This is a genomic window from Embleya australiensis (genome assembly GCF_051903075.1).
In the GTDB taxonomy this organism is placed as follows: Bacteria; Actinomycetota; Actinomycetes; order Streptomycetales; family Streptomycetaceae; genus Embleya.
This window is the reverse complement of sequence record NZ_CP182422.1, coordinates 4,955,916-4,975,597: the sequence shown is the minus strand read 5'-3', so window position 1 is coordinate 4,975,597 and position 19,682 is coordinate 4,955,916. Positions and strand designations below refer to the sequence as shown.

At 68.6% G+C, this 19,682-nt stretch carries 18 protein-coding genes; 2 read left to right on the top strand and 16 right to left on the bottom strand.

The annotated features are described in order from the left end of the window. Nucleotides 1-249 precede the first annotated feature (249 nt). The gene (locus ACMXN5_RS21725) at nt 250-3,237 is read left to right on the top strand and encodes a LamG-like jellyroll fold domain-containing protein (protein ID WP_439676609.1); all 2,988 of its coding nucleotides are present in this window, start codon (nt 250-252) and stop codon (nt 3,235-3,237) included. Between the two features lie 398 nt (nt 3,238-3,635). On the opposite strand, the gene ACMXN5_RS21720 is transcribed toward ACMXN5_RS21725, so the two are convergent. From ACMXN5_RS21720 to murA, 4 genes are all read right to left on the bottom strand, one after another. Next, entirely contained in the window at nt 3,636-5,603 is a 1,968-nt protein-coding gene (locus tag ACMXN5_RS21720; protein WP_439678051.1) for a protein meaA, read from the bottom strand. A gap of 283 nt (nt 5,604-5,886) precedes the next feature. Then, nucleotides 5,887-6,192 (bottom strand): STAS domain-containing protein, encoded by a 306-nt coding sequence (locus ACMXN5_RS21715; RefSeq protein ID WP_380033784.1) that lies wholly within the window; start codon nt 6,190-6,192, stop codon nt 5,887-5,889. Nucleotides 6,193-6,351: 159 nt separating this feature from the next. Further along, nucleotides 6,352-7,200, bottom strand: coding sequence for a 3-hydroxyacyl-CoA dehydrogenase family protein (locus ACMXN5_RS21710; RefSeq protein WP_078975422.1), 849 nt, complete (start codon nt 7,198-7,200; stop codon nt 6,352-6,354). Between the two features lie 112 nt (nt 7,201-7,312). Further along, nucleotides 7,313-8,593, bottom strand: a complete 1,281-nt coding sequence (gene murA / locus ACMXN5_RS21705) for a UDP-N-acetylglucosamine 1-carboxyvinyltransferase (RefSeq protein WP_439676608.1) — start codon at nt 8,591-8,593, stop codon at nt 7,313-7,315. 88 nt (nt 8,594-8,681) lie between these two features. Here murA and ACMXN5_RS21700 point away from each other — a divergent pair, with 88 nt between their 5' ends. Further along, on the top strand, nt 8,682-9,254 hold the full coding sequence (locus ACMXN5_RS21700; protein WP_078975424.1) for a cob(I)yrinic acid a,c-diamide adenosyltransferase: 573 nt from the start codon (nt 8,682-8,684) through the stop codon (nt 9,252-9,254). A 30-nt stretch (nt 9,255-9,284) separates the two neighbouring features. Here ACMXN5_RS21700 and ACMXN5_RS21695 read toward each other — a convergent pair whose 3' ends face one another. The 12 genes from ACMXN5_RS21695 to ACMXN5_RS21640 all read right to left on the bottom strand — a co-directional run bounded on the left by ACMXN5_RS21695 (nt 9,285) and on the right by ACMXN5_RS21640 (nt 19,565). Continuing rightward, nucleotides 9,285-9,860 (bottom strand): DUF2550 domain-containing protein, encoded by a 576-nt coding sequence (locus ACMXN5_RS21695; RefSeq protein ID WP_439676607.1) that lies wholly within the window; start codon nt 9,858-9,860, stop codon nt 9,285-9,287. Between the two features lie 79 nt (nt 9,861-9,939). Continuing rightward, on the bottom strand, nt 9,940-10,311 hold the full coding sequence (locus ACMXN5_RS21690) for a F0F1 ATP synthase subunit epsilon (RefSeq protein ID WP_078975425.1): 372 nt from the start codon (nt 10,309-10,311) through the stop codon (nt 9,940-9,942). A 207-nt stretch (nt 10,312-10,518) separates the two neighbouring features. Continuing rightward, the gene (gene atpD / locus ACMXN5_RS21685; protein ID WP_379994985.1) at nt 10,519-11,967 is read right to left on the bottom strand and encodes a F0F1 ATP synthase subunit beta; all 1,449 of its coding nucleotides are present in this window, start codon (nt 11,965-11,967) and stop codon (nt 10,519-10,521) included. 5 nt (nt 11,968-11,972) lie between these two features. Then, nucleotides 11,973-12,881, bottom strand: a complete 909-nt coding sequence (locus ACMXN5_RS21680; protein ID WP_078975427.1) for a F0F1 ATP synthase subunit gamma — start codon at nt 12,879-12,881, stop codon at nt 11,973-11,975. A gap of 20 nt (nt 12,882-12,901) precedes the next feature. Continuing rightward, nucleotides 12,902-14,545 (bottom strand): F0F1 ATP synthase subunit alpha, encoded by a 1,644-nt coding sequence (gene atpA, locus ACMXN5_RS21675; RefSeq protein ID WP_078975428.1) that lies wholly within the window; start codon nt 14,543-14,545, stop codon nt 12,902-12,904. A gap of 145 nt (nt 14,546-14,690) precedes the next feature. Further along, nucleotides 14,691-15,506 carry a F0F1 ATP synthase subunit delta gene (locus ACMXN5_RS21670; RefSeq protein WP_078975429.1) on the bottom strand — a complete coding sequence of 272 codons (816 nt, stop codon included), beginning with the start codon at nt 15,504-15,506 and terminating at the stop codon, nt 14,691-14,693. After that, on the bottom strand, nt 15,506-16,033 hold the full coding sequence (locus ACMXN5_RS21665) for a F0F1 ATP synthase subunit B (RefSeq protein WP_235618905.1): 528 nt from the start codon (nt 16,031-16,033) through the stop codon (nt 15,506-15,508). Before ACMXN5_RS21665 ends, ACMXN5_RS21670 begins: the two co-directional genes overlap by 1 nt. Nucleotides 16,034-16,095: 62 nt before the next feature. Next, a complete protein-coding gene (gene atpE, locus ACMXN5_RS21660) occupies nt 16,096-16,329 on the bottom strand; it encodes an ATP synthase F0 subunit C (protein WP_201260819.1) in 234 nt (77 codons plus the stop codon). 76 nt (nt 16,330-16,405) lie between these two features. Next, nucleotides 16,406-17,221, bottom strand: a complete 816-nt coding sequence (gene atpB, locus ACMXN5_RS21655; protein ID WP_439676606.1) for a F0F1 ATP synthase subunit A — start codon at nt 17,219-17,221, stop codon at nt 16,406-16,408. Between the two features lie 87 nt (nt 17,222-17,308). Continuing rightward, complete coding sequence (locus ACMXN5_RS21650; RefSeq protein ID WP_078975432.1) at nt 17,309-17,491, bottom strand: AtpZ/AtpI family protein; 183 nt, start codon at nt 17,489-17,491, stop codon at nt 17,309-17,311. 118 nt (nt 17,492-17,609) lie between these two features. Further along, on the bottom strand, nt 17,610-17,975 hold the full coding sequence (locus tag ACMXN5_RS21645) for a hypothetical protein (RefSeq protein ID WP_379994976.1): 366 nt from the start codon (nt 17,973-17,975) through the stop codon (nt 17,610-17,612). A gap of 234 nt (nt 17,976-18,209) precedes the next feature. Then, nucleotides 18,210-19,565: an MraY family glycosyltransferase gene (locus tag ACMXN5_RS21640; RefSeq protein ID WP_439676605.1), complete on the bottom strand. Its 1,356-nt coding sequence runs from the start codon at nt 19,563-19,565 to the stop codon at nt 18,210-18,212. Nucleotides 19,566-19,682 lie beyond the last annotated feature (117 nt).

Sequence of the window (19,682 nt, the reverse complement as noted above, 5' to 3'; positions counted from 1 at the left end):
ACAACGCGCGCGTCCGCAAGTGGTCACGGGGGCCGGCGCACGCGGGTGACCGGGGGCGGACGAGGTTGCCGAAAAGTCGGCCTACGCCCGGCGAGTCACCCTATGGTGCAGATGTGGCGCCACAACTGCCGGGCGCACAGGGGGAACAGGGGGACATATATGTCCGGTTCCATACACTCGCGACACGCGGGACGGCAGGTGCACCGGGGACGAACCCGGCTTGCGTGCGCCGTCGCGCTGTTCGCCTCCTTGGCACTGTCGATACCCTCGGCCGGCGCATCGCCGGCCGCGACCACGAGTACGAGTACGAGTACGAGTACGTCGAGCACATCCACGCGCCCACCCGGCCCCGAACTCTTCGGCTCCCCGACAACCGCGCGCGACGCGACGGCCCGAGCCGCCGCCGTACCGCCGAAGTTCGCCGACGAATCGGTACTGACCGGGCTGTCCCAGCCGATCGACGTGGCCTTCGCCAAGGACGGCCGGGTCTTCGTCGCCGAGAAGTCCGGCGTCGTCAAGGTGTACGACTCGATCACCGACACCACGCCCACGGTGTTCACCGATCTGCGGGCGCAGGTGCACAACTTCTGGGATCGCGGCCTGCTCGGCCTGGCCCTGGCCCCGAACTTCCCGACCGACCCGTCGGTGTACGTGATGTACGCACACGACGCGCGCCCCGGCGGCTCCGCGCCCTACTGGGGCACCGCCACCGGCGCCGACGACGGGTGTCCCGACCCGCCCGGCGCCCAGGCGAAGGGCTGTCTGATCACCGGCCGGATCAGCAGGCTGACCGCGACCGGGAACACCGCCGGTCCCGAGCAGGTGTTGGTCGAGGGCTGGTGCCAGCAGTTCCCGTCGCACTCGGTCGGCTCGCTCGCCTTCGGCCCGGACGGCTACCTCTACGCGTCTGCCGGGGACGGGGCCAGCTTCGACTGGGCGGACTACGGGCAGACCCCGGCGAGCGGCGCGATCCCGGGCAAGGAGCCGATACCGGCGAATCCGTGCGCCGACGGCACCGCGGCGGTGGGCACCGTACTGACCGCGCCGAACGCCGAGGGCGGCGCGCTGCGGGCCCAGGACTTCCGGACCCCGGGCGACCCGTTCGCGCTCAACGGCAGCATCATCCGGATCGACCCCGTCACCGGCGCGGGCGCGCCCGGCAACCCGCTCGCGGGCAACGCCGACGCCAACGCCCGCCGACTGGTGGCCGCCGGCCTGCGCAACCCGTTCCGGTTCGACTTCCGGCCGGGCACCAACGAGGTCTGGGTCGGCGACGTGGGATGGAGCACGTGGGAGGAGGTCGACCGGCTGACCCCGTCGAGCACGGCCGTGGCCAACTTCGGCTGGCCCTGCTACGAGGGCTCGGCCCGCCAGGGCGGCTACGAGGCGATCGGCCTGAACCTGTGCGCCGACCTGTACGCGGAGGGCGCGGGCGCGGTCAGGGCGCCCTACTACGCGTACCAGCACGGCGCGGTGGTGGCGCCGGGTGACGGCTGCCCGACCGGCAACGGCTCGGCGATCTCCGGGGTGACCTTCTACAGCGGGCAGCGCTACCCCGCCGCATACCGCAACGCGATGTTCTTCGCCGACCACAGTCGGCGGTGCGTCTGGAGCATGCGCGCGGGCGCCGACGGCCTCCCGGACCCGGCCACCCGCCAGGCGTTCGTCACCAACGCCAATCCGGTGCAGCTGACCACCGGCCCCGAGGGCGACGTGTACTACGTCGGCTTCGAGGACGGCGCGATCCACCGGATCCGCTACACCGGCAGCGCGCCCACCGCGGTCGCCTCGGCCACGCCGACCACCGGGAGCACCCCGCTGACCGTGGCCTTCACCGGATCGGCCTCCACCGACCCGGATCCGGGCGAGACTCTCACGTACGCCTGGGACCTCGACGGCGACGGCGCGTTCGACGACTCGACCGCGGCGAACCCGTCGTACACGTACACCGTGCCCGGCACCTATCGCGCCAGGTTGCGGGTGACCGACCCGGTCGGGCTGACCGGAGATTCGGCCCCGATCACCATCACCGCCGGCAACTCGCCGCCGGTACCGGTGATCGACTCCCCGGCGTCGACGCTGACCTGGAAGGTGGGCGACCCGATCGCCTTCACCGGGCACGCGACCGACCCCCAGGACGGCGCCATTCCCGGCAGCGGCCTGAACTGGCGCATCGTCATGCACCACTGCACCACGCCGACCAGCTGCCACGAGCACCAGATCACCGCACAGGACGGCGCCTCCGGCACCTTCACCGCGGTCGACCACGAGTATCCGTCCTGGCTGGAACTGCGGTTGACCGCAACCGACTCCGGCGGCCTGACCGGAACCACGAGCGTGCGCCTGGATCCGCGGACGGTGGACATCACCCTCGCCTCGAATCCGCCCGGCCTGACCCTGGGCCTGTTCTCGTCCCAGCGCCCGGCACCGTTCACCGGCACGGTGATCGTCGGCGGCACCTCGTCGATCGCGGCGCCGTCGCCGCAGACGCTGAACGGCAAACGCTACGAGTTCGCGTCCTGGTCCGACGGCGGCGCGGCGGCACACAACATCACCGCACCCGCGACCCCGCTCACCCTGACCGCCACGTTCCGCGAGGTCGACGGGCCGGTACCCGGGCTGATGGCGCAATACGGCTTCAACGCGTCGAGCGGCACGGTCCTGGTCGACGGCACCGGACAGGGCAACGACGGCACCGTTGCCGGCGCCACATGGGTACCCGGCCGCACCGGCAACGCCCTGTCCTTCAACGGCACTTCATCGATGGTCACGGTGCCGCACAGCGCCCGCCTGACCCTCACCACGGGCATGACCCTGGAGGCGTGGGTCAAACCCACCGCGATCACCGGCTGGCGCTCGATCCTCCTCAAGGAACGCGGGGGCGGCCTGTCCTACGCCCTGTACGCGAACGGCACCACCGCACCCAACACGTCCATCAACACCACAGGCACCAACAACGACACCTACGCGGACGGCACCGCACCACTGCCCACCAACACCTGGACCCACCTCACCGCCACGTACGACGGCACCACCCTGCGCCTCTACGTCAACGGAATCCAGGTCCGGGCGACCCCACACACCGGCCCGATCATCGACGAGGGCGGCGCCCTCAAAATCGGCGGAAACACCATCTGGGGCGAACACTTCGCAGGCCTGATCGACGACATCCGCATCTACAACCGAGCCCTGACCCCCACAGAAATCACCAAAGACATGACCACCCCGATCCCATAACCAAACCCCCAAGCGCCGGACGGACCATTCCCAGCCCGTCCGGCGCTTGAGGAAACAGAAAAACCCACCAACCCCACAAGGTCAGCCGCAAACCCGAGCCCAAACCAGCCCGTCCGGCGCTTGAGGACACAGGAAGCCCACCAACCTCACAAGGTCAGCCGCAAACCCGAGCCCAAACCAGCCCGTCCGGCGCTTGAGGACACGGGAAGCCCACCGACCTCACAAGGCCGGCCACAAGCCCGAGCCACCCATCCCAGCCCGTCCGGCGCTTGAGGACACAGGAAAACCCACCGACCTCACAAGCCCGGCCAAAAACCCGAGCCCACCCATCCCAGCCCGTCCGGCGTTTGAGGACGGCAAGCCGACCTCGGCCCACACCACGACCGAGCCCAACCCCCTCAGGCGGACAGCCCGTTCGCCTCCCGAATCACCGAAACAATCCGCCCCATGATCTCCGTGATCCCGAAGTCCTTCGGCGTAAACACGGCCGCCACCCCCTGCGCCAACAACGACGCCGCATCCGCGGCAGGAATGATCCCGCCCACCACCACCGGCACATCACCGATCCCCGCCCCGCGCATGCGCGAGAGCACGTCGGGGATCAACTCCAGATGCGACCCCGACAGGATGGACAGCCCCACACAGTGCACGTCCTCCTCCACCGCGGCCGCGACAATCTGCGCCGGCGTCAGCCGAATCCCCTGGTACACCACCTCGAACCCGACATCGCGCGCCCGAACCGCGATCTGCTCGGCCCCGTTCGAGTGCCCGTCCAGCCCCGGCTTCCCGACCAACAACCGCAGCCGCCCGCCCAGTTCCTCCCCGGTCCGGCGCACCGCCCCCCGCACCTCGCCGAGCCCGGCGCCGTCCTGCACACCGACCACCCCGGACACCCCGGTCGGCGCGCGATACTCGCCGAACTCCTCGCGCAGTGCCTGCGACCACTCCCCCGTGGTCACCCCGGCCCGTACACACGCCAGCGTGGCCGGCATCAGGTTCACCGCGTCGGCCGCCTTCCACGACCGGGCGTCCTCGCGCAGCCGCGCCATCGCCGCCTCCACCGCCTGCGGATCGCGGGCCGCCCGCCACGCCCGGACCTTCTCGATCGCCGAGCGCTCGGCGTCGGGGTCGGCGCTCATGATCGCCGCGTCCAGGTCCGCGGTGAGCGGGTTCTCCTCGGTGGTCTCGAACCGGTTCACCCCGACCACCACCTCCTCGCCCGCCTCGATCCGGGCCCGCCGGGCCGCGTGCGAGCCGACCAGCCGCGACTTCATGTAGCCCGACTCGATCGCCGCGACCGCGCCGCCCATCGCCTGCACCCGGTCGATCTCCTCGCGCGCGCCCGCCACCAGGTCCGCGACCTTGGCCTCGATCACATGCGAGCCGGTGAAGATGTCGCCGTACTCCAGCAGGTCCGACTCGTAGGCCAGCACCTGCTGGATCCGCAACGACCACTGCTGGTCCCACGGCCGGGGCAGGCCCAGCGCCTCGTTCCAGGCCGGCAGCTGTACCGCCCGGGCCCGGGCGTCCTTGGACAGCGTCACGGCCAACATCTCCAGCACTATGCGCTGGACGTTGTTCTCCGGCTGCGCCTCGGTCAGTCCGAGCGAGTTGACCTGTACGCCGTAGCGGAACCGGCGCTGCCGGGCGTCGCGCACGCCGTAGCGCTCCAGCGTGAGTTCGTCCCACAACTGCACGAACGCCCGCATCTTGCACATCTCCTCGACGAAGCGCACACCGGCGTTGACGAAGAAGGAGATGCGCTGGACCACGTCCCCCATACGCTCCTGCGGCACCTGCCCGGAGTCGCGGACCGCGTCCAGCACCGCGATCGCGGTGCACATCGCGTAGGCGATCTCCTGCACCGGCGTCGCGCCCGCCTCCTGGAGGTGGTAGCTGCAGATGTTGGTCGGGTTCCACTTGGGCAGGTGCGAGACGGTGTAGGCGACCGTGTCGGTGATCAGCTTCAGCGAGGGGCCGGGCGGGAACACATAGGTCCCGCGCGAGAGGTATTCCTTGATGATGTCGTTCTGCGTGGTGCCCGTCAGCTTGGCGACGTCGGCGCCCTGCTCCTCCGCGACCACCTGATACAGCGCGAGCAGCCACAACGCGGTCGCGTTGATCGTCATCGAGGTGTTCATGCCCTCGACGGGGATGCCGTCCAGGAGTTCGCGCATGTCGCCGATGTGCGAGATCGGTACGCCGACCTTGCCCACCTCGCCGCGGGAGAGTTCGTGGTCGGGGTCGTAGCCGGTCTGGGTGGGCAGGTCGAAGGCCACGGACAGACCGGTCTGCCCCTTGGCCAGGTTGCGGCGGTACAGCGCGTTGGACGCGGCGGCCGAGGAGTGACCGGCGTAGGTGCGCATGACCCAGGGGCGGTCGCGCTCGACCGGGGTCGGCTGCGAGGGCTGAGCTGAGGGCGTCTGGCTCGCCACGGAATACCTCCGGAGGTTCCGGGCCGACCGGATCTCGGCGACTACCGGCCTGGGCAACCCCGCTGGTCCGCTGTCACCGCGCCTGGTTCGGCCCTGCTTACCACGGAGTGTACTGACGGGTAACCGCTCCGGACAGGTGTGATCGGCCACAGCCCGCAAGTCGTTTCCCGGCCTGCCTGACAGTGTGTCGGTGCCGGTCGACGCACCGTCCCGATCAGGCGGCGGTGGGTTGGCGGAGGGTGAGGATGCGGTGCAATCGCGTCAACACCAGGACGCGGTGCACGTCGGGATTGACCCCGATCAGCACCAGTCGGCGCTCACGTCGGCCCGCACGTCGATGCGCGCCGACAATCAGACCCAGGCCGGTGGTATCCAGCGCGGGTACGTGGGTGAGGTTGAGAATCAGGTCGCCGTCACCGTGGTCCAGCGCGTCGTGCAGCGCCAAACGGACGTCGGCGGTGGACCGCACGTCGAGCACGCCTTCCAAGTGCAGCTCACGCGGGTCGCCCCAAACGCGCATCGTCTCCTCCTGGGGAGTCCGTCCGTTCGATGACGGTCCGACTCCCCAGCAGAACACCCAAAACCCGATAATCCTCACTCATCACAGCGGACTTCACTCGTACCGGTGACGATTGATCGGATGATGCGCCGATTGCGCACCACCCGTTGCACCACCCGCTCAGTAGGCGTAGAAGCCCTTGCCCGACTTCCGCCCCAGGTCGCCCGCGGCCACCATGCGGTTCAGCAGCTCCGGCGGCGCGAACTTCTCGTCCTTGGTCTCGGTGTAGATGTTGCTCGTCGCGTTGCGCATGATGTCCACGCCGGTGAGGTCCGCGGTGGCCAGCGGACCCATCGCGTGTCCGAACCCGAGCCGGCAGGCGATGTCGATGTCCTCGGCGGTGGCCACACCCGCCTCGTACAGCTTGACCGCCTCGACGGTGAGCGCGGTGATCAGCCGGGTGGTCACGAAGCCGGCCACGTCCCGGTTGACCACGATGCAGGTCTTGCCCATCTCCTCGGCGAGTTCCCGCGCGGCGGCCAGCGTCTCGTCCGAGGTCTTGAAGCCGCGGACCAGTTCGCACAGCTTCATCAGCGGCACCGGGGAGAAGAAGTGCATGCCGACCACCGCCTCCGGGCGGCCGGTGACCGCGGCGATCTCGGTGATCGGGATCGCCGAGGTGTTGGTCGCGAGCACCGCGTCGGCCTTGCAGATGCGGTCCAGTTCACGGAAGACGCCCTGCTTGATCTCGACCTTCTCGAACACCGCCTCGACCACGACGTCCGCGTCCGCCACCGCGTCCAGGTCGATGGTGGTGGTGATCCGGGCGAGCGCCGCCGAGGCGTCCTCGGCGGTCAGCGTGCCCTTGGCCGTGAACTTCTCGAACGAGGCCTCGATCCCGCTCAGGCCCCGGGCCAGCGCGGCGTCGGTGACATCGCGCAACACGACGGTGTGACCCGCCCGGGCGGCGACCTGGGCGATGCCCGATCCCATCAACCCGGCCCCGACGACGGCGATCTTCTTGGTCACTGCGCAACCTCTCCAGTACACGGTCCCGAGCCGGCGTCCGCGCACGAACGCCCTTCGCCCGGAGCGTAGCCGCAGCGGCCCCGGGATCCGCGCACCCCCACCTGACGACCCGTCAGAAACGCGAGGTACTCTCCGGCTCCGGCTCCCGGACGATCTTCGCGCCGAGCGACTGGAGTTGTACCTCCAGGCCCGTGTAACCGCGGTCGATGTGGTGCACCCCGCTCACCGTGGTATCCCCGTCGGCGACCAGACCGGCCAGCACCAGACCCGCGCCGGCGCGGATGTCGGCGGTCAACACCGGGGCGCCGGACAGCTGTTCCACCCCGCGCACGATCGCGTGGTGCCCGTCGGTACGGATCGACGCGCCGAGCCGGAGCAGTTCCTGGAGGAACACGAACCGTGCCTCGAAGAGGTTCTCGGTGATCATCGCCGAGCCCTCGGCGATCGAGTTCATCGCCGCGAAGAACGGCTGCATGTCGGTCGCGAACCCCGGGTACGGCAGCGTCACCACGTCCACCGCCTTCGGCCGCCGGTCCATCACCACCCGGAAGCCGTCCCGCACGTGCGAGACCTCGGCGCCGGCGAGGGTCAGCTTGTCGAGCGCGATCTCCAGATGCTCCGGATGCGCGTTGCGCACCGTCACATCGCCCAGCGTCATCGCCGCCGCGACCGCGAAGGTGCAGGCCACGATCCGGTCCGGGACGGTGCGGTGGCGTACCGGCTTGAGCCCGTCGACGCCCTCGATCTCCAGGGTGGACGAGCCCGCGCCCTCGATCCGCGCGCCCATCTCGGTGAGCATCGCGCAGATGTCCACGATCTCCGGCTCACGGGCCGCGTTGTCGATCACCGTGCGCCCCTCGGCCAGGACCGCGGCCATCAGGATGTTCTCGGTCGCGCCGACGCTGGGGAAGTCCAGCCAGACCGCGGTGCCCTTCAATCCCTTCGGCGCCTTGGCGATCAGCACGCCGTGCGAGTTCTCCACGGTCGCGCCGAGCTTGACCAGGCCCTCGATGTGCATGTCCAGACCGCGCGAGCCGATCGCGTCCCCACCCGGGTAGGCGACGTGCACCTCGCCGCAGCGCGCGAGCAGCGGCCCGAGCACGCAGATCGACGCCCGCATGCTGCGCACCAGGTCGTAATCCGCCTCGAAGCGCGGCGCGGCCGGCACGTCGATCCGCACCGTCCCGGTGGTCTCGCCCTCGACCTCGCACCCGAGGCGCCGCAACAACTCGCTCATGATCTCGACGTCGAGGATCCGGGGAGCCTCCTCGAGCACCGTGGTGCCCTCCGCGAGCAACGCGGCCGCCATCAATTTCAGCGCGCTGTTCTTCGCGCCCGTGATCCGCACCTCGCCGGCGAGCCGCTGACCACCTGTCACCCGGAACCTGTCCATCGGAGAATCGTACTGATTCCGGGACCCGCCCATGGACGGCACCAAGCCGGGACAAAGCCAGACGCAGGCGCGCCGTTAGGGTGCGTACATGGTCAACCTCACCCGGATCTACACCCGCACCGGCGACGACGGCACCACCGCCCTCGGCGACATGTCGCGCACGGCCAAGACCGACCCGCGGCTCGCGGCCTACGCCGACGTGGACGAGACGAACGCGGTGATCGGCGTCGCGCTCTCGCTCGGCAACCTCGACGAGGACGTCGTCACGCTGCTCACCCGCGTCCAGAACGACCTGTTCGACCTGGGCGCCGACCTGTCCACCCCGGTGGTCGAGGACCCGAAGTATCCGCCGCTGCGGGTCGAGCAGAGCTACATCGACGCCCTGGAGGCGGCCTGCGACGCGTACAACGAGAACCTGGAGAAGCTGCGCAGCTTCATCCTCAACGGAGGCACCCCGGGCGCGGCCCTGCTGCACCAGGCCCGCACCGTCGCCCGCCGTGCCGAGCGCACCACGTGGGCGGCCCTGGAGGTGCACGGCGACTCGATGAACCCGCTGACGGTGAAGTACCTCAACCGCCTGTCCGACCTGCTGTTCATTCTCGCCCGGCACGCCAACCGCGAAGTCGGCGACGTGCTGTGGGTACCGGGCGCCAACCGCTGAACCGACGGCGGATCGCGGCAGTGCGCGCCGCTAGGCGACGTTGACGCGTTGTCCCGGCGGTGCCGCTTCCAGCCAGGCCAGGAAGCCGGTCAACGCGTCGTCGCTCAGGGCCAGTTCGATCCGGTCGCCGGCGTGTTCGCAGACCAGGATCACCGCGCCGGCGAGCAGCGCCAACTCCTCTTGGCCGGCCGGCTCCCGCCGGCCGATCACATGGATGCCCGCGCGCTGCAACACCCGACGCGGGCGCGGCGCGTAGCTGAACACCCGGAACCACTCGATCCGGTCGCCGCTGTAGCGGGCGATCCCGAAGACCCAGCCCTTGCCGTGGTCCGGATCGGCCGACGGCGCGGCCGGATCGCCGTCCGCCGGTGCCTTCCCGACGCCCTCCGGGGACGACGACGCGGCGCCTCCCGGAGTCTGTCCGGGGGACGCCGCGGCGGTGGAACCGGCTGCGCCGGCCGGGGATACCGGTGGGCGCGTACGCAACGAACAGTCGAAGGTGCCGCCCGGTCGCTGGATGAGTCGACGACGCAACGCGAACGCCGCGACACCGACGACCAACACCACGACGACGGCCGACACCACGCTCAGCACGACGAGGACCATCCCGATCGACCTCCTCGTTCGCGCGTTGAGCAGTGGTCCCGGCCGTGTGTCGGTCCGGGCTCTGGTGCCGCTACCGGATCTAGCGCCGCTGGGCGGCGAGCAGACGCGTTTCCGCGCGCCGCTCGGCGCCCGCGTCCTTCGCCGCGCCGGCGCGCTCGAGCGCCCGCTCCGCGCGGGCGACATCGATCTCGTCGGCCAGCTCGGTGATCTCGGCGAGCAGCGAAAGGTTGTTGTCCGCGAACGAGATGAACCCGCCGTGGACCGCCGCGATGACGACCGAACCGTCGGCCTGACGGATCGTCACCGGGCCGGATTCGAGCACTCCGAGGACCGGCTGGTGACCGGCCTGGATGCCGATGTCACCGTCCGCGGTGCGTGCGATGACGATGGTGGCCTCGCCGGACCACACCTTGCGGTCGGCCGCGACCAGCTCGACGTGCAGCTCAGCCAACGTGGCTCCTCATGTCGGGTCGAAGACACGCGGGTCTTCGCCTCCGCCCTCGAGGGGCGGGTGGTGTCCAAGGATAGTGGCCCGGACGGGCCTGGCTCCAACCGGCTCGAACGCCGGCGGGTTTCCGGTACCCGCGCGCGGCGGGTACCGGGAACCGACACGAGGGGCGGACCCGTGCGGGACCGCCCCTCGTCGATCAGGCGATCGTCAGCCCTTGTTGAGCTCGGCGATCTTCTTCTCGAGGTCGTCCAGCCCACCGAGCATGAAGAACGCCTGCTCGGGAGCGTGGTCGTACTTGCCGTCGGCGATCGCGTTGAACGCCTCGATGGTCTCGGACAGCGGGACGTCCGATCCGTCGAGCCCGGTGAACTGCTTCGCCACGTGGGTGTTCTGCGACAGGAAGCGCTGGATGCGACGCGCGCGGTGCACGGTGAGCTTGTCCTCTTCGGACAGCTCGTCCATACCCAGAATCGCGATGATGTCCTGGAGGTCCTTGTACTTCTGCAGGATGCTCTTGACGCGCATCGCACAGTCGTAGTGGTCCTGCGCGACGTAGCGCGGGTCCAGGATCCGGGACGTCGAGTCCAGCGGGTCCACGGCCGGGTAGATGCCCAGCTCGGAGATCGGACGCGAGAGCACCGTCGTGGCGTCGAGGTGCGCGAACGTCGTGGCCGGGGCCGGGTCGGTCAGGTCGTCCGCGGGGACGTAGATCGCCTGCATCGAGGTGATCGAGTGACCGCGGGTCGAGGTGATGCGCTCCTGGAGGGTGCCCATCTCGTCGGCGAGCGTCGGCTGGTAACCCACCGCGGAGGGCATACGGCCGAGCAGCGTCGACACCTCGGAACCGGCCTGGGTGAACCGGAAGATGTTGTCGATGAAGAGCAGCACGTCCTGCTTCTGCACATCGCGGAAGTACTCCGCCATGGTCAGACCGGACAGCGCCACGCGCAGACGGGTGCCCGGGGGCTCGTCCATCTGGCCGAAGACGAGCGCCGTCTGCTCGAAGACGCCCGCTTCCTTCATTTCCTCGATCAGGTCGTTGCCCTCACGAGTGCGCTCGCCGACGCCGGCGAACACCGACACACCCTCGTGCAGACGGGCGACACGGACGATCATCTCCTGGATGAGCACCGTCTTGCCGACGCCCGCGCCACCGAACAGGCCGATCTTGCCACCCTTGACGTACGGGGTGAGCAGGTCGATGACCTTGATGCCGGTCTCGAACATCTCGGTCTTCGAGTCGAGCTGGTCGAAGGCCGGCGCCTGGCGGTGGATCGGCCAGCGCTCGGTGACCTCGAAGGTCGCCCGGTCCACGTCCAGGACCTCACCGAGGGCGTTGAACACGTGGCCCTTGGTGACGTCGCCCACGGGGACGGAGATCTGCGAGCCGGTGTCGGTGACGACCGCGCCGCGGACGAGGCCGTCGGTGGGCTGCATCGAGATCGCGCGCACGATGCCGTCGGCAAGGTGCTGCTCGACCTCGAGGGTGAGCGTGGTCTTGCCCTCCCCCTCGCCCTGGCCCTCGAGGTCCAGGTCGACGTGCAGCGCGTTGTACATATCCGGCATCGCGTCGACGGGGAACTCCACGTCGACGACCGGGCCGATGACGCGGGCGACGCGGCCCGTGGCAGCGGCCGTCTCAACAGTGGCAGTCATGATGTCTAATCACTCCCCGCGGTCGCGTCGGCCAAGGCGTTGGCGCCACCGACGATCTCGCTGATTTCCTGGGTGATCTCGGCCTGGCGGGCATTGTTCGCCAGTCGAGAGAGGGTCCGGATGAGGTCTTCGGCGTTCTCGGTCGCCGACTTCATCGCCCGCCGGCGGGCCGCGTGCTCGGAAGCGGCGGACTGCAGCAGGGCGTTGAAGATGCGACTTTCCACGTACCGCGGCAGCAGTGCGTCGAGAACACCCTCGGCCGAGGGCTCGAAGTCGTAGAGCGGGAAGGGACCGCCGGCCGGCGGCTCGTCCGTCTCCTCGACCGCCAACGGGAGCACCCGCACCGCGACCGGGTTCTGCGTGAGCATGGAGACGAACTCGGTGCTGACGAGGTGAATCTCGTCCACACCGCCCTCGTCGGTGGGCGTCACGAACGCGTCGATCAGCTCACCTGCCACCTTCTTGGCGTCGGAGTACTCGGGGCGGTCGGAGAATCCCTTCCACTGCCCGGCCAGGTCCACGTCGCGGAACTGGAAGAATCCGATGCCCTTGGCCCCGATCACGTAGCGGTCGACCGTCTTGCCCTCGTCCTCGAGCAGCTTGACCAGCTGCTCGGTGGCCTTGATGGCATTCGAGTTGTAGCCGCCCGCGAAACCGCGGTCACTGGTAACCAGCAGCACCGCGGCCCGGGTGGGCCGCTCCACCGAGGTGGTCAGCGGGTGCTGCGTGCTGGAGAAGGTGGCGACCGCGGAAACGGCGCGCGTCAGCTCGTCGGCGTACGGCTTGGAGGCCGCGACGCGCTGCTGCGCCTTCACGATCCGCGACGCCGCGATGAGCTCCTGGGCGCGCGTGATCTTCTTGGTCGCCGACACGGAACGGATCCGACGCCGGTAGACCCGAAGCTGGGCTCCCATTGGTCAGGGTTCTCCGTTCTTTACTCGGACTTGGCCACGTGACGGGTGATCTTCTCCTGGCCGACGTCTTCCTTCGTCAGACCGGCAGGCGCCACGTCCTGGATCAACGGCTCGCCGTCGAACTTGGTGAACGTCTGCTTGAAGGAGTCCACCGCGTCGGTGAGCGCCATCACAGTGTCGTCTTCCAGCTTGCCGGTCTCGACGATCCCGGTGAGCAGGCCCGCGTGCTTGTGCTGCAGGTACTCGTGCAGCTCCTTCTCGAAGCGACGGATGTCCTGCACCGGCACCTCGTCCAGCTTGCCGGTGGTACCGGCCCAGATCGAGACGACCTGGAGCTCGATCGCGAACGGCTCGAACTGACCCTGCTTGAGCAGTTCGACCATGCGCGCACCACGCTGGAGCGAAGCCTTGGAGGTGGCGTCCAGGTCGGAACCGAAGGACGCGAACGCCTCCAGCTCGCGGTACTGGGCCAGGTCGACGCGGAGTCGACCCGCGACGCTCTTCATCGCCTTGATCTGCGCCGAGCCACCGACTCGCGAGACCGAGATACCGACGTTGACCGCGGGGCGCACGCCCTGCAGGAACAGGTCGGACTCCAGGAAGCACTGGCCGTCGGTGATCGAGATGACGTTGGTCGGAATGTACGCCGACACGTCGTTGGCCTTGGTCTCGATGATCGGCAGACCCGTCATCGAGCCGCCGCCGAGGTCGTCCGAGAGCTTCGCGCAACGCTCGAGCAGACGCGAGTGCAGGTAGAAGACGTCACCGGGGTAGGCCTCGCGCCCCGGCGGACGACGAAGCAGCAGGGACACGGCGCGGTACGCCTCGGCCTGCTTCGACAGGTCGTCGAACACGATGAGAACGTGCTTGCCCTGGTACATCCAGTGCTGGCCGATGGCCGAACCGGTGTACGGGGCGAGGTACTTGAAGCCGGCCGGGTCGGAGGCCGGGGCGGCGACGATCGTGGTGTACTCCAGCGCGCCGGCCTCTTCGAGCGAGCGGCGCACGGACGCGATGGTCGTGCCCTTCTGGCCGATCGCGACGTAGATGCAGCGAACCTGCTTCTTCGGGTCGCCCGAGCGCCAGTTGTCGCGCTGGTTGATGATCGTGTCCAGGCACACCGCGGTCTTGCCGGTCTGCCGGTCGCCGATGATCAGCTGACGCTGGCCGCGGCCGATCGGGGTCATCGCGTCGATCGCCTTGATGCCGGTCTGCATCGGCTCGTGGACCGACTTGCGCATCATGACGCCGGGGGCCTGCAGTTCCAGGGCACGACGGCCCTCGGACTCGATCTCGCCCTGGCCGTCGATCGGCTGGCCCAGCGGGTCGACGACGCGACCCAGGTAGCCGTCACCGATCGGAACCGACAAAACCTCGCCCGTACGACGGACCTTCTGGCCCTCTTCGATACCGCTGAAGTCACCGAGGATGACGACACCGATCTCGCGGACGTCGAGGTTCTGCGCCAGACCGAGGGTGCCGTCCTCGAACTTGAGCAGCTCGTTCGTCATGACCGAGGGCAGGCCCTCGACCTTGGCGATGCCGTCGTACGCCTCGGTGACGGTACCGACCTCTTCGCGCGCGGCAGTCTCCGGCTCGTACGAGGCGACGAAGCGCTCCAGCGCGTCCCGGATCTCCTCCGGCCGGATCGTGAGCTCCGCCATCTGGTGTCCCTGCTCTCCTAGGTGGTGGGGTTAACGGTCCGCTGTCCGTCGCTTGTCGTACGGAACCGCGGTGCTGCTGTGGGGGTCGCCGGTCCGGTCCGGGGGTTTTCCCGGACGGTCGACGACACCCCTGTCGTCCGGTGTCTCAACCGGCGAGCCGTCGGCCCGCCTCTTCGAGACGTGTGGTCACGGTGCCGTCGATGACGTCGTCACCGATCTCCACGCGGACCCCGCCGATGACGTCGGCATCGATTTCCACGTTGAGGTGGATCTCGCGGCCGTACATCCGGCCCAGCGCCGCGGCCAGACGGGTGCGCTGCTCCTCGGTGAGGGGCAGGGCGACCGTGACCAACGCGACCATGCGACGCCGGCGATCGGCGGCGAGGCGCGCGTACGACTCGAGCCCGTGTTCAAGGTTACGGCTGCGCGGGTGTGCGACAAGCCTGGCGACCAGTCGCCGGGTGACGGGCTGGGCCCGACCCTCCAGCAGACCGGAGACCAGCTCCGCCTTGCGCTCGTTCGCCACGCCCGGGTCGGTCAGGGTCGAGCGCAGTTCGCGCTCGCCCGCCACGATCCGGCCGAAACGGAAGAGCTCGTCCTCCAGCTCGTCGAGCCTGCCGTCGCGCTCTGCGGCGATCAGCTCGGCGGACACCGAGAGTTCGGCGATCGTGTCGACCAGGTCGGTCGGCCGCGACCAGCGCGTACGCACGAGTCCGCCGAGCAGATCCGCCGCGGTTCCGGAGATCTGACCGGACAGAAGCTCTGCCAGGAAGGCCGCGCGGGCCTCCCCGGAGCGCGTCGAGTCGGTGAGGACCCGACGCAGCGACACCGTCTTGTCGAGCAGGATCACCACGGAGTGGAGTTCCTGGGCCAACGCGACCATGTCGGTACCGGTCGCGGTCGCGAGCGCGTCCAAGCGCTCACGAGCCGCGGCGAGGGATTCCCTGCTGGCGCCCTGCATCAGCGCACCTTCTCCGAGCTCGCTCCGGCGGAAGCCTTGACTTCCAGCTCCTCCAGGAAGCGGTCGACGACCCGACGCTGACGCGCCTCGTCCTCGAGCGACTCCCCGACGATGCGCGACGCGAGGGAGACGGCGAGCTTGCCGACGTCCTGACGCAGCGCGTTCTGGGCCTGGTTGCGGTCGGCCTCGATCTGGGTGTGGCCGGCGGTGACGATCTCGTCCTTGATCCGCTGGCCCTCGGCGCGCATCTCCGCGATGGCGACGGCACCCTGCTCGCGGGCGTCCTCGGTGAGGCGACCGGCCTCGCGACGGGCTTCGGCGAGCTGGGTGCGGTAGCGCTCCAACTCGGCCTGGGCCTCGGCCTGCGCCTCTTCGGCGCGCTTGAGACCGCCCTCGATGGCGTCCGTACGGTCCGCCAGCGTCTTCGCGATCTTGGGAAGGAGGACCTTCCACAGGAAACCGAAAACGATGAGGAACGCCACGCCACCGATGATGATCTCGTCGAGCGGCGGGAGAAGAGGGTTCATCTTCTCCTCGCTGTTGGCGAAGTCAATCACGGTGTGAGGACCTTCCGTCCGTAGCGGGTTGATCAGGTGCCGTAGACGAACGGCATGACGACGCCGATGAGGGCGAGCGCCTCGGCGAGGGCGAAGCCGAGCAGCATGTTCTGGCGAACCAGGCCGGCGGCCTCGGGCTGACGGGCCATCGCCTGGACACCGTTACCGAAGATGATGCCGATACCGATGCCGGGGCCGATCGCGGCGAGGCCGTAACCGATGGAACCGAGGCTGCCAGAAACGCCTTCGGCGGCGAGGTTCATCATGGGAACTGATCCTTTTTTCGAGGCCGATGGACGATCCACCGGACGACGGTCGAGGAGAGAAAGGTCTGCGGGTCTCTCAGTGCTCGGCTTCGAGCGACGTCGAGATGTAGGACGCCGCGAGCAGCGTGATGATGTACGCCTGCAGCGCCTGGATCATCAGCTCGAACGCGGTCAGCACGACGACCACGACGAACGAGGTGGCCGAGTAGAGCGCCCCGATGTGGAAGCCCAGGAGGTACCAGGCGCCGACGCTGAACGTCACGATCAGCATGTGTCCGGCGAACATGTTCGCGAACAGTCGGACCGCCATGGTGAACGGCCGGGTGATCAGACCCTGCAGCAGCTCGATCGGGGCGAGGAGGAAGTAGATCGCCTTCGGCAGACCGGGCGGGAACATCATGTTCTTGAAGTAACCGACGAAGCCCTGGTTCTTGATGCCGAGGACCAGGTAGGTCACCCACACGATGCCGACGATCGATGCCGGGAAGGCGATTCGCGAGGTCGCGGGGAACTGGGCGAACGGGATGATCGCCATCACGTTCATGACCCAGACGAAGAAGAAGATCGAGAACAGGAAGGGGACGTAGGGGTCACCCTTCTTGCCGATCGTTTCCCGCGAGATGTTGTCGCGAACGAACAGGTAGCCCAACTCGCCGACGTTCTGCGCGCCGCGCGGCACCATCTTGGGCTTGGCGAACGCGCTCCAGAAGAAGCCGATCACCAGCAGCATCGAGATGAGCGCGAGCAACATCGGCTTCGTGAAGTCGAAGGCCCCGATGGAGAAGATCGGCTTGAACTCGAAGACGTTCAGCCCGGGCGAGGGGAAGCCGCACCCGGAGAACAGGTGACATCCGCTCTCGCTGGCGAGCGTCTGGACGTCAGCAGTCACCACCGACTCCTTCGTCGTGAAGCATGTTTTCGGCTACCTCGATGTGTCGGCGTGGCGAGGGGCCACGGAGCGGCACGCAACAGGGCCCGGTCAGGAGGACCTGCCGTGGCGGACAAAGACCAGAACAAGGGCCAGAGCGATTCCGACGACCAGGCCGATCGGCAGGAACAGTGCGGAGTGGCCGGTCCACCGGTCGATCAGCCAGCCGATGCCGCCGTAGATGAGCATGCCGCTCAGCAGATAACCGACACTCGACCATGCGGCACCGTCCATCGCCCGATTCTCTCGGTCCGGTGGACGGGGGCCTCTCTCGCTCATGACGCCCCGGACATTAGCAGTACCGGCGGCGAGGCTGAACACCGCGCCGGCCCGGAAGGGCGCTGTGCGTATGTCATCGCTCTCCATCCGGTTCGACATAGGCGATCTTCAGCCGGGTGAAGACCCACACCTGCGAGGCGACCCAGACCAGCGTGGCCCCGAGGATGGTGAGCCCGAACACCTTCGTGTCGAACGCCTCGGTGTCCTTGAACAGGAACAGAACCAACCCCAGGAGCAGGATCTGCACGATGTAGGTGAACAACGCCATGTTCATCATCATCATGGGGTTGTCGCGCGAGATCCGACCGATCGCGACCTGGCCGATCACGAAGAAGGCCAGGACGACGACGGTGGCGAACACCGCGCCGAGAAGTCCTTTGCCACCGGCCGCGAGCAGAGCCGCAACTGCCGCGATCACTCCGGCGGCGGTCGTGGGCACGACCGAACCACGGAGAAGGCGGACGTCGTTGGCCTGCATGTCGGTGACTCCGGCATCAGTGGGGGGCAGGGGGCGGATCAGTCGTCCGAGCAGGGCTCGGAGCGACGCAACGCTCGGGATTGGCCGTGAAGGACCAGAACCCTCGTTGCTGGGGGTTCATCGGCCATTGATCCTGGTTCGTGAACGATATCACAAACTATTTGAGCAGAGCTTTACCCGTTCGTGTGTACAAGCTCACAGCCCTGCACCACCCTTTCGCGCCCCTCTCCCCGCAGGCAAATGCGCAGGTCGGGAGGGGTCCGTGGGATTTTCCGAGGACTCTGTTGCGGGTGTGGCGGTTGCCCCGTTCGGCCGTACGCCGTCTGATTCGCCGGGAACCATCGTGTCGGCCGGAACGTTCGCACCGCGCCTCCCGCGCCGGAGCCGCCGATAGCGCGGCGGAACCACGTTGTGCAGCTCCGTCGGCACGTGCGGCTTGAACCGCGGGAGCATCAGGAACACCAGGCCGATGGCGATCAGGCCCAGTCCCGCGTAGACGATCGGACGCCGTTCCGGCCGCACCGAGATGAGCACCGTGAACGACGCGATCAGCCCGGACCAGAAGTACATGATCAGCACCGCGCGACTGTGCGAGTGGCCGATCTCCAGGAGCCGGTGGTGCAGGTGCCCCTTGTCCGCCGCGAACGGCGAACGCCCGGCCCAGCCGCGCCGGCCGACCGCCATCACCAGGTCCATCAGCGGCACTATCAGCACCGCGAACGGCAACACCAGCGGAATGTAGACGGGCACCAGCTTGTGCGTGGTGAAGGCCATCGAACCGCCGTTTTGCGCGGTGATCGCCTCCGGGTCGATCCGCCCGGTGAGGGTGACCGCCGACGCGGCGAGCATCAGGCCGATCAGCATCGACCCCGAGTCCCCCATGAAGATGCGCGCCGGATGCAGATTGTGCGGCAGGAAGCCGACACACATGCCGATCAACAGCGCGCTGAACAGCGTCGGTGCCGCCGCCGACGAGACACCGTAACCGAACCACAATCGGTACGAATATCCGAAGAACGCGAGTGCGGCGATGCACACCATCCCGGCCGCGAGGCCGTCCAGGCCGTCCACGAAGTTCACCGCGTTGATCGTGATGACCACTATCCCGATGGTCAGCAGCGTGCCCTGGGTCGGCGTCAGGCTGACCGGGCCGTAGCCGGGGATCGGCAACCACAGGATCACGATGCCCTGCCAGACCATCACACCCGCGGCGAGCGCCTGGCCGAGCAGCTTGATGATCGCGTCGACGCCCCACTTGTCGTCGATCACCCCGAGCACCGAGATCAGCGCGCACCCGGACAGCAGCGCCTGCACGTCGGTCGCGGCGGTGAACACCTCGGAGAGCACCGGCAGATGCCGGGCCATCAGCAGGCCCGCGCACAATCCGCCGAACATCGCCAACCCGCCCAGGCGCGGCGTCGGCTCCTTGTGCACGTCGCGCGCGCGGATCTCGGGCATCGCCCCGGCGGCGATCGCGAAGCGGCGGACGGCGCCCGTCAGCAGGTAGGTCACCGAGGCGGCGACGAACAGCGTGAGCAGGTATTCGCGCAAGACTCAACCGTCCCCGGCTTCGGCACATCCCAGCGGCAGCACGGGCATCAGACTAGACGTGCCGCCGCTCACCGGGAGAATCGCCGAACCTGCACCGGCGAGGGACGATCGCACCAA

Bases quoted from the DNA above. Each gene is read 5' to 3' on its own strand.
- ACMXN5_RS21700 (WP_078975424.1), top strand. From the start codon at position 8,682: ATGGTCAACCTCACCCGGATCTACACCCGCACCGGCGACGACGGCACC.
- atpD (WP_379994985.1), bottom strand. From the start codon at position 11,967: ATGACTGCCACTGTTGAGACGGCCGCTGCCACGGGCCGCGTCGCCCGC.
- ACMXN5_RS21715 (WP_380033784.1), bottom strand. From the start codon at position 6,192: ATGCGCGTTTGGGGCGACCCGCGTGAGCTGCACTTGGAAGGCGTGCTC.
- ACMXN5_RS21670 (WP_078975429.1), bottom strand. From the start codon at position 15,506: ATGCAGGGCGCCAGCAGGGAATCCCTCGCCGCGGCTCGTGAGCGCTTG.
- ACMXN5_RS21680 (WP_078975427.1), bottom strand. From the start codon at position 12,881: ATGGGAGCCCAGCTTCGGGTCTACCGGCGTCGGATCCGTTCCGTGTCG.
- ACMXN5_RS21695 (WP_439676607.1), bottom strand. From the start codon at position 9,860: ATGGTCCTCGTCGTGCTGAGCGTGGTGTCGGCCGTCGTCGTGGTGTTG.
- atpE (WP_201260819.1), bottom strand. From the start codon at position 16,329: ATGATGAACCTCGCCGCCGAAGGCGTTTCTGGCAGCCTCGGTTCCATC.
- murA (WP_439676608.1), bottom strand. From the start codon at position 8,593: ATGGACAGGTTCCGGGTGACAGGTGGTCAGCGGCTCGCCGGCGAGGTG.
- ACMXN5_RS21720 (WP_439678051.1), bottom strand. From the start codon at position 5,603: ATGCGCACCTACGCCGGTCACTCCTCGGCCGCCGCGTCCAACGCGCTG.
- ACMXN5_RS21650 (WP_078975432.1), bottom strand. From the start codon at position 17,491: ATGGACGGTGCCGCATGGTCGAGTGTCGGTTATCTGCTGAGCGGCATG.
- ACMXN5_RS21665 (WP_235618905.1), bottom strand. From the start codon at position 16,033: ATGAACCCTCTTCTCCCGCCGCTCGACGAGATCATCATCGGTGGCGTG.
- atpA (WP_078975428.1), bottom strand. From the start codon at position 14,545: ATGGCGGAGCTCACGATCCGGCCGGAGGAGATCCGGGACGCGCTGGAG.